We start from the raw sequence: 8,884 nt of genomic DNA, 5'->3' as shown, positions 1-8,884 counted from the left end.
TGGACAGGCGGGGTTCTGACAGACGAAACTCTCGAGTGGGAGCTCTTTTGACACGTCCGGGGATAGGCCCCGGACGCTCCCATTTCAGTGGTGTCGGGCATAGTTCCAGCCAACTACCCGATCAGGCGCTCATTCTCCTCTGTGCCCACGCTGGCCTGCGCATCGAAGAAGCTCTGACCCTCCAGTGGGCGGACGTGGACCTCCAGGGCGGCCTGCTCACCGTCCGCCACGGCAAAGGCGGCAAACTCCGTCGGGTCGCCCTCACCCGGAGCCTCATCCAGTCACTCCAGACCCTCCCCCGCACCGACCCCGTCATCGGCGGCACCCAGAGCGCCGCCCGGCAACGCCTGAAAGTCATCGCCGCCCGGGCCAGCACCCGATACCGCGGCTGGCACGCGTTTCGGCACTACGCCGGCACCCGCCTGGTCCGCCAGACCGGCAGTCTCGAACATGCCGCCCGCCACCTCGGCCACGCCAGCCTGGACACGACCCGGGTCTATGCGAAGTGGAGCGACACGGCATTGCCGGATGCCCTCGCCAACTGGTGAGCGAAGCTGGACCTCGGAGAGAAGGTGATTGAGCTATCGCAGGGCTAGCCTGCACTCAAAGCCAAGCTCAGACGAACCTCGGCTTCGGCGCGCGGAAACAGTTCAATCCGTCCAGATTCCAGGGTGCAGACCACGCCTCAGGGCTCCCCGTTCCTCAATTGTGCCAGTCTAGGTGCAAGAGGACCGGACCTCTGAGTCGCGTCAACGAGATCCAGGCAACGCGAACGTCCGGAGCGGGTTGCATCCTTGCACAGCACGGATCAGGGTCATAATGCATTTGCGTCCTCACCAACACAAATTTCTTAGTAGCATGAGGCGGTATGAACTATAATCTAAGGTAATGATGAGGCAACGGTTAAAAAGTTCACCTTTGACGTCGGTAAAGAAGTCATACCTAACGCCGGCCCTTCTGCTTTCCGTCCTGCTGCTTCCCATGGCGTCGGCACCGGCCGCAGCTCAATCCACCCCCCTATCGACTAGGGTAGAACCACGCACCATCACCAAGGCCGAAACGAAACTACAGCAGGAAATCATCGACAGCGTCCAGCGCCGCGGTGGTGACCTCACCAAACAGCACGTCCACCTGCTGCTGGCGTTCAGCACCAGTCACTACCCCCAGGATCCATCGGCTGCCCTCGCAGCGCGCGAGCTCGCGTGGCAGCTCGTCAAAAACATGCTGGTGCCTGGTGACCACCTCTCGGTCGCCGCATGGGAGATGAATGTCTGGAAACAGACGGAGCCGAAAGTCATCACGGCTGAAGACCTCAACAGCGAAAAACCCATCCGGGACCTGTTTCCTCTCACCGCCCGTCCCGATACCCAGCCTGGCCACGACACCGAACGCGCCATCGCGGAGCTCGCGGCCAGCGTGAGCAACCGGGCCAGCAGCACTGTGATGACGCTGTTCGTCAACAACGCCGCAAGCGTCGCCCCGCGCGGGCAGCGCACCGCGGGTTCTGACGACCCCGCCTACCAGTCAGCACTGTCCTCCTTCACCCGACTCGCGTCGTCCGCGGCATCCGGCGCATCGGTCCAGCTGCCTTACACTGTCATCCAGCCGAGCGGCAACCGGGACCGACTAATGGACGTCGTGTTGGTGGTGCCCAGGGCGTTCAGTGGTGCCACTCTGGCAAACGATCGCTTCAGCAGGACTCAGCGCAGCCCTCTTGGTCAGGAGCCGCCCTTCCCACCGCCTGGACCCGGTCCCATCCCGGCGCTGCTGGGGCTCGTCGCACTTGCCGCGCTCGGCTGGGGCGCATGGAAAGTCCTCGGCAGCCGCCGCGGTCAACAGCTGCGCATACGGCCGACCGAAGGCGACTGGGAGCCCGAACCAAGCTTCAGCCTCGAGGGGATCAACGTCGGCGACGAGGTTGCGCAGATCGTGGGACCCAACTATGAACACGGCGGCGCCCGTCAGCTCGTCGTCCCCCGCTCCGTCCGTGATCTGCCCAACGTCGCGGTCGCGCGTCTCGAACGGACCCGGCAGGGCATCCGGATTGTCCCGCTGGCGCCGTTCGGCCTGATCGTCGAAGGTGAAGCCGCGCCGGGCGGCCGGGAAGTCAAGGCCGGGCAGCAGGTGAGCGCTCGTTTCGAAGCCACCCATGAATTCAACTCCCTGTACGGCGCGGAAACCGTGGAGTTACCGCTCGTCGTGACGGTGGACTGACGGAGGACCTATGCAACCGTACCTCAATGCCCTGACCGCCGCGCTTGTCGACTGGCAGTTCTACGCTTCCCTCGCCGGATTCCTGCTGCTGTGGTGGTTGCTGAGCATGGCCGTCGCGCAGCTCAACTTCAAACCCGCTAATCCCACCCGCAGCGCCGCCGCCGCGATGCTGATCGCACTTTTGATCGTCGTCGTTCTCAGCGGTGGCCTCGGGTACTTCTGGCTCTGGCCAGCCGATTGGGTGCGTGTCGTGGCCCTGTCCGTGTTCGTTCTTATCATCGCCGGCGCCGCGTCCCTCGCGCTGCCGGCCAGGAAGTGAGGTCAAGCGTGCAAAGCGCCCAACGCGTTACCAAAACCCTCGTCATCGGCCTCGGAAGCACCGGCGCCCGCATTTGTGACCGCATCGCCGAGCGCATTGCCTGGGAAATCGGCAGCCTTCCCCAGGCACCCTGGGTGGAATTTCTCTGTGTGGAAACCAACGCAGGTGAGCAGAGCAAACTGCGCTACCTGCCTGCGCGGGACTTTCGCAACCTCACCATCACCTCTCAGCAGTACGCGCAGATCCTCGAGAATCCCGACGCGTACGACGCCAAAATCCACCTCAAGAAATGGTGGGACCGCGGCACCCTCGAAAAGCTGCCCGGCCTGCAGGTTGAGGCGGGCGCCGGCAACATCCGAATGGTCGGACGGCTCGCGTTCCTGTTCGATCCGAACCACGACGCCGTCCACTCAATGGTCAAAGAACGCCTTGACCGCCTGCGGCAGCTCAATGAAGCCGACGCGCGTGACCGCCGCGGCCGCCTGCCTAGCGGCGAGGACCTCCCGCTGGAATTCGCGCACGGTGGTCAGGTGCGCGTCTTCGTCGTCGGCACCCTCTGCGGCGGCACCGGCAGCGGACTCGCGAGCGACTTTGGCTTCTTCCTGCACAAGCTCACCGGCGTCAATGAACGCTCCCTGTGCATTTTCACGCTGCCCCGCCCTGACATGGGCGCTGCCGATGAGGGCCTCGCGAGCAAACATAAAAAGAACGCCTTTACCGCCCTGTCTGAACTCAACCATTACTACCTCAACAATCGCTATCCCGAGCGTCCGGTTCGGTTTCCCGACGCGTACGAGGCGAACCCACAGCGCTACCCGTACGACATGCCCTTCATCGTGATGCCTACCCGGGTCGGCTCGGACGGTGAGCAGGAACTCAACCGCGCCGTCGCTGACCGCGTGTTTCTGAACGTCTTCTCCCCCGACACCGATCCTTTTGCCAAGGGCGTCGACGCCACCATCTACGCTGACCGCGACCATCACGCGCACGTGTTCAACACCTTCGGGCTCGCCAGCCTCGAGTATCCCGTGCAGCGCATCATGGAAGCCTGCCGCGACCAGCTGCTCTCGTACACCCTGCAACAATGGGTGAGCCGCACCGTCGAAGATGAGGTGCTCAAGCGCCGTGTCAAGGATCTCGGCTTTACCCGCGAGCAGATGACCAAGAGTGTCCTGCAGGCCGCCGACGGCGGAGACCTGCAGGCCGAGACCCGCCGCCTCGTCTCCCAGGTTGTCTCGAAGCTGCGCAACAACCCCACTGAAGCCCATCAGGACCTGGCCGCCCTGAGGCAGCACCTCAGCCGCGGCGGCAAGGCGTACACCACCCTGCTCAACGCCAAGTCACGCGCGGCGCTCCAGATCAGCGAACGCATCAAAGGTGAGGTCCGTCAACGCCTGATGGACTTCTACGAGGGACCAGGCGTGATGCTGCAGGTGCTCGGTAAAGCCAACGAACTCACCGAGGAGCTCCGCAAGCACACGCCCGCCGCGGCCAGCGGTGGCGCCGTCGACGACCTGATGCGCCGCGCCGACCAGTACCGCCGCAGCAGCGTCTTGAGCTTCACCCAGGTGAAACGCAAGGCGATGGACCATGTCCTCAAACAGGTGGAGCAGGAACTGCACAAGGAAGTCAGCGCCCGCCTCGATCAACTGGCGCTGCTGGTGATGCTTGACCAGCCGGGCGAGCCGGGCCGTCCCGCCGAAGCGGGTGTGCTGACCCGCCTCAACCACCAGCTGCGCCGCCTGCAGTCCCGACTGACCAACCTGCGCGGCCGCCTCAACCAGGAGATTGACCGCCTCACCGAAAACGTCAGCCGTCAGCAGGGCACCCGTCCGCAGATCAACGGCCGCGTCATCTTCGACACGGACACCGTTGATGGCGAGTACCGTCACTGCCTGGAGCAGTGGGCGATGCAGCGCGACTACGTGGCCGAGTGGACACAGGGGCGTGATCAGAAAGCGCGTGAACTGCTGCGCGCCTGGTCAGAAATGACCGCCATCGCCGACGGCCGTCTGCCTGACGCGCTGCTCGCCGAACGTGAAGGCCTCTGGGTCGACAGCATGCCCAGCTCTTCGACGACCAAACGCTTTTTGCCCGATGAAGTGCTTGACGTTCTCGAGAACGAGGCGGTGGAGCCGTTCAAACGGCTTGCCAACGAGGATGTCCTCGAACGCTGGGTGAGGCTGCCCAACAGGGACGACGAAACCCGCGCCGTTGTCAAGCTCGCGCGTCCCTTCCTTAACGTGGACCGGGCCCTGGCCGAGCAGGGCAACCGGTCGCCGGTCGCCGGCCGCAAGGTGCTGCTGCTGCCCCGCGGCGGGAAGGAAAGCCACGAGCAGTTCGCCCGTCTTGTCGAGGCGGGCGTCGGAAACCTCCGCCATGACGAATCCCCCGACGGGTACCGCGCGGTGCTGCTTGAGGAGACCTACCGCTTTCCTCTCCGCGGGGCCGTGCAGATTCTCAGTCAGGGGGGTATCGCCGAGGCCATCAACCAGGACATCCCCAACTTCTACACCCGGAATGACGTGTTCTGGACGGGCCTGACCGCCGCATTCCGCGAGAAACTCGAACTCGCCGAGGAGCTGGTGGCGACCGGTGTGCTGCTCAGGCTGCTTGAACCGCGCGGAGGCGTGCTGGCCTTCTCTTGGACGCCCAACGCCATCGGCGACACCACCGAACGTCGTCTGCCGCTCGACTTCTACGGCGCGTCCAGCTTCCTCGCACGCGAAGAACGCGACCTGCAGAATAAATCCCTGCAAGGCGCGCTGCAGGAGATGCACAACCGCGTGCACGCCCAGGTGCTTTCGCGTGGTAGCGACGGATACCGCGCCTTCCTTGACCAGCTTGAAACCAGTCTTCAGGGTGGCGGTTTCAGTGCCATCGAAGGCTGGGACACCGAGAAGATCGGTGAGCTGATCGAACGCTTCAGTGCCCGCGACGAGCGGCTCTACGAGGCGTACCTGGGCAAACGCCTGCCCTCGCAGGCCAGCCGTGAGGTGCTGTTTCGTTGCGCCGGCAGCGCCAAGGTGGGCGGCGGCGAATACGACCGCGACGGGTACTATTGCCGCAAATGCGGCGGCGTGATCGGCCACAACGAACGCGACGCCGCCCGTAATGCCTGGAAGTGTTACGTCGACCCGAGCCACAACGTCTATGCCTGACCTCATCCAAGACATCTTCCGCACTCTGCTGACCCATCCCTTCCTGGCGGCGGTCCTGGCTGCCGCGGTCGCCATCACCGCTACGATGCTCATCCGCACCTTTATGACCCTGCGGCACGAACAGGCCAAACTGACCAGACTCATAACGCTCTTGGACGCCGAACGCGATACCCGCGGGGACGTGGACGCCAAGCTCACCCTCTGGGAAAAGCAGTTCACCGGCGCGGCGGGCCAGGCGGTGAAGTGGACGCGGCGTCTGCGGCGGCTCCAAAACCCCGACGTGCACGAAGTGGTCCGGCTCGCCCAGGCCCCGCTGCTCACGGTCGTCGCGCCGCTGCGGTCCCTTCCGAACATGCTGTTTCTCCTCGGGCTCTTTGCCACTGTCATCGGGCTCAGCCTCAGCATCGGCACCCTCGCCGGCCCGCTCAAAGCGGCGGCCAGCACCACCGATCCACGTACCCTCACCACCTCACTCTCGAGCACGCTCTCGCAGATGAAAGGGACCTTCACGTTTACCGTGATTGGCGTGCTGCTTGCCGTGATCAGCAATATCTTCGTGCTGTACGTCACGACCTTCGCTGCTCGCGTCGCGCACAGCGCTCAGGAAGCCGTCCTGTCCATTGCGGCGTATGCGTTGCCGTCGAGTCAGGCGGCGCAGTTGGAAGATCTCCAGCAGCTGCTGCGGGAAAGCCGCGACTTTATGCAGAGCGTCTCCGAGGAGATGAAAACCGCCAGCGAGAATTTCCAGACGGTCCTCACGAAGGCTAGCAGCAATCTTGACACGTCCACCACTAAACTCAGTGGCGTCGCCGAGCAGGTGACCCGAAGTCTCGTCACTGTCACCACAAACGTCCAGGAAACGTCGCAGCGGATCGTCGAAGGTGCAAAACAGATCGGCGACGGTGTCGGCGTCCTCAGAAGTGCCCAGCAGGATCTCGGGCGGGCGTTCACCGATGTTCAGACGATGCTCCGCGACTCCCACGAGAACCTGATGACCCTCGCCGGAAAACAGCTCGACGGCATCGACGACGTCGGACGACGCGTGATGGACAGCAATCTTACCCTTGTGAACCGCCTTGGAGGGCTCCAGAACAATCTCCAGGACACCCTGACGAAGTTCGACACAGCGGGCAAGACCTACACGCAAGAAACGCTCGGCGTGATCAACACCATGAAAAGCGGCTTCGGAACCCTCGGCGAGCGGATGGATAGCGTCCTGGCCAAACACCAGCAAGAAACAAACGAGGTCGCCCGCAAGCTCGGGCAGGTTGCCGACGCCATGCAGGCTCTTTCCGACCGCCTCGACCCCCGTCTGTTGCCCAAAGAGGAATGGACGGCGGTCGTGCAGGCCGTCCAGACCCTCGCAAGCGAGGCCACCAAATTCGACGACGTCAAGCAGGCTCTGGCAGGACAAAATGAGCAGAGCAGCAGGATGCTTGAGGTGCTGCAGATCCTCCCGCCAATCCTCGAACGGCTCCATGGCCTCCACGGGCAGAACAGCGACGCCGCCGGGCAGTTTACCCAATTGCACGACATCCTCAAGACGCTGCCCAACACCATCGATACGTCCCTCCAGCAGCTCAGTTATGAAGTCGGCAAGGGTAACACGACCCTCAAGAGCCTTGAGAAGATCATGCTCAGCGCCCGCACGTCCCGGACTGCCGGAACCATGAGGCCCTGAACTGCATGGACGACGATCTCAATCCCTTTATCGCATTTTCTGACCTGATGCTCAACCTCGCGTTGATCCTTGTCTTCTTTGTCGTTGCCACCATCTTGATCGGACGCGCCGGGTGGGAGGAAGTGCGGTATAAAGACGCGCAGAAACTTGTTCGGGCCGCCGTACAGCGCGACCTGCCCCGCCCGCTCGGGCCGAGCAACACCACCCGACTCGACCCACCCGGCGCACAACGCTGGGTGTTTCAGAACGAAACCCTATTTCAACCAGGCACATCCACGCTGACCGAGCCGGGCCGTGCGGTTCTCGCAAAGTTTGCGCGGATTATTTGTCGGTCTCCCGAATGGCGCCGCATCCGCGTTGAGGGACACACCAAACCTATTCAGGGTCAGGCCGACGAGTGGGAGCTGTCGGCCGCGCGGGCCGCGCAGGTTGCGAAGGTTCTCGCGAACATCGGCCGGATCCGTCCGTATCACCTCGCGGTTGCTGGACGCGCCGGGCAGGCTCCGGTAGACAAGAAGCGCCCAGACAATCCAGAAAACGAACGGGTGGAACTGCTCCTGGAATTCGTCTCCAACGACGCCCTCCCGAGCCCTTGTATTGCAGCCGCGAAGTGACGCTCGGACGATTGACGGCAGTGTTGACGGCCGGGTAGTGGATGACCACAAGCATGACGATGGCTATTCATCGCAGCGGTAGTGACGTTTGAGCTTGTCCCGTGCCGCCGATATCGAGAACTGCCAATTCGCCCGCACCGACCGCGCATTGCGGTCGGTTTCCCACGCCAGCAACTCCGCTTCGACGGCATCCACACTAGCCAAGCGCTGCCCCAGATACTGTCGTTGCAGGACTGACCACTCCAGTTCCGCCATGTTGAGCCACGACGCATGTTTGGGCGTGTACACCCACTCGAAGCGTCAGCTCAGCCGACGCGCCTCCTCAGCCGGGAGGTACTGATACAGCGCGGCCGGACTGTGCGTCGACAGCTGATCCAGCACCAGCACGATCCTGTCCGCTGCCGCATACCGCACGTCCAGCGCCTGGAGCTGCTCCGCGAACTCGGCGTCGCCTCGCCGTTCCGTGACCGTCACGGTGCGCTGACCCATCAGCGGTTCGAAGGCGACGAAGAAATTCACCGTGCCGCAGCGCTTGTATTCATGATCGACCCGTGCCGGGATACCCGGCACGGGTGGCAGCGGATCGCGCACATGATCGAGCATCTGGTAGGACTTCTCGTCGAAGCAGATCACCGGCCGACGGGCATCGTAGGGCAGGGCGTAGGTGTCCAGTACGGCCTCCATCCGCCACACGAAGTCTGCGCCTACCTGAGCGACACACCAACTCTCGACCTGCCATGGTTTGAGGACGTTTTTTTCTACGACGGTAAATTAGGGGTAGTTGGCTGGAACTATGCCCGACACCACTGAAATGGGAGCGTCCGGGGCCTATCCCCGGACGTGTCAAAAGAGCTCCCACTCGAGAGTTTCGTCTGTCAGAACCCCGCCTGTCCAG

The 8,884-nt window shown here is 63.3% G+C and carries 6 protein-coding genes and 1 pseudogene; 6 read left to right on the top strand and 1 reads right to left on the bottom strand.

Translation table 11 applies throughout. The features are described from left to right. Positions 1 to 35: 35 nt before the first annotated feature. The 6 genes from ABDZ66_RS12395 (at position 36) to ABDZ66_RS12370 (ending at position 7,989) form a co-directional block, all read left to right on the top strand. Positions 36 to 548 carry a tyrosine-type recombinase/integrase gene (locus tag ABDZ66_RS12395; protein WP_343759358.1) on the top strand — a complete coding sequence of 171 codons (513 nt, stop codon included), beginning with the start codon at positions 36 to 38 and terminating at the stop codon, positions 546 to 548. Between the two features lie 340 nt (positions 549 to 888). Then, complete coding sequence (locus ABDZ66_RS12390; RefSeq protein WP_343759356.1) at positions 889 to 2,214, top strand: hypothetical protein; 1,326 nt, start codon at positions 889 to 891, stop codon at positions 2,212 to 2,214. Positions 2,215 to 2,224: 10 nt separating this feature from the next. Next, a complete protein-coding gene (locus ABDZ66_RS12385; protein ID WP_343759354.1) occupies positions 2,225 to 2,533 on the top strand; it encodes a hypothetical protein in 309 nt (102 codons plus the stop codon). A gap of 8 nt (positions 2,534 to 2,541) precedes the next feature. After that, positions 2,542 to 5,694, top strand: coding sequence for a tubulin-like doman-containing protein (locus ABDZ66_RS12380; RefSeq protein ID WP_343759352.1), 3,153 nt, complete (start codon positions 2,542 to 2,544; stop codon positions 5,692 to 5,694). Continuing rightward, positions 5,687 to 7,375 carry a hypothetical protein gene (locus tag ABDZ66_RS12375; protein WP_343759350.1) on the top strand — a complete coding sequence of 563 codons (1,689 nt, stop codon included), beginning with the start codon at positions 5,687 to 5,689 and terminating at the stop codon, positions 7,373 to 7,375. Before ABDZ66_RS12380 ends, ABDZ66_RS12375 begins: the two co-directional genes overlap by 8 nt. A gap of 5 nt (positions 7,376 to 7,380) precedes the next feature. Then, positions 7,381 to 7,989, top strand: a complete 609-nt coding sequence (locus ABDZ66_RS12370) for an OmpA/MotB family protein (protein WP_343759348.1) — start codon at positions 7,381 to 7,383, stop codon at positions 7,987 to 7,989. A 63-nt stretch (positions 7,990 to 8,052) separates the two neighbouring features. On the opposite strand, the pseudogene ABDZ66_RS12365 reads toward ABDZ66_RS12370, so the two are convergent. Beyond that, a pseudogene (locus ABDZ66_RS12365) lies at positions 8,053 to 8,673 on the bottom strand (IS630 family transposase). Positions 8,674 to 8,884 lie beyond the last annotated feature (211 nt).

It is taken from the genome of Deinococcus depolymerans (genome assembly GCF_039522025.1).
Classification (GTDB): domain Bacteria; phylum Deinococcota; class Deinococci; order Deinococcales; family Deinococcaceae; genus Deinococcus; species Deinococcus depolymerans.
The sequence above is the reverse complement of the archived record's forward strand: the minus strand, read 5'-3'. Positions and strand labels throughout refer to the sequence as shown.

What these genes read in the sequence shown, in the direction of transcription:
- ABDZ66_RS12390 (WP_343759356.1), top strand. Translation starts at nt 889, where the DNA reads ATGATGAGGCAACGGTTAAAAAGTTCACCTTTGACGTCGGTAAAGAAG.
- ABDZ66_RS12385 (WP_343759354.1), top strand. Translation starts at nt 2,225, where the DNA reads ATGCAACCGTACCTCAATGCCCTGACCGCCGCGCTTGTCGACTGGCAG.
- ABDZ66_RS12375 (WP_343759350.1), top strand. Translation starts at nt 5,687, where the DNA reads ATGCCTGACCTCATCCAAGACATCTTCCGCACTCTGCTGACCCATCCC.
- ABDZ66_RS12370 (WP_343759348.1), top strand. Translation starts at nt 7,381, where the DNA reads ATGGACGACGATCTCAATCCCTTTATCGCATTTTCTGACCTGATGCTC.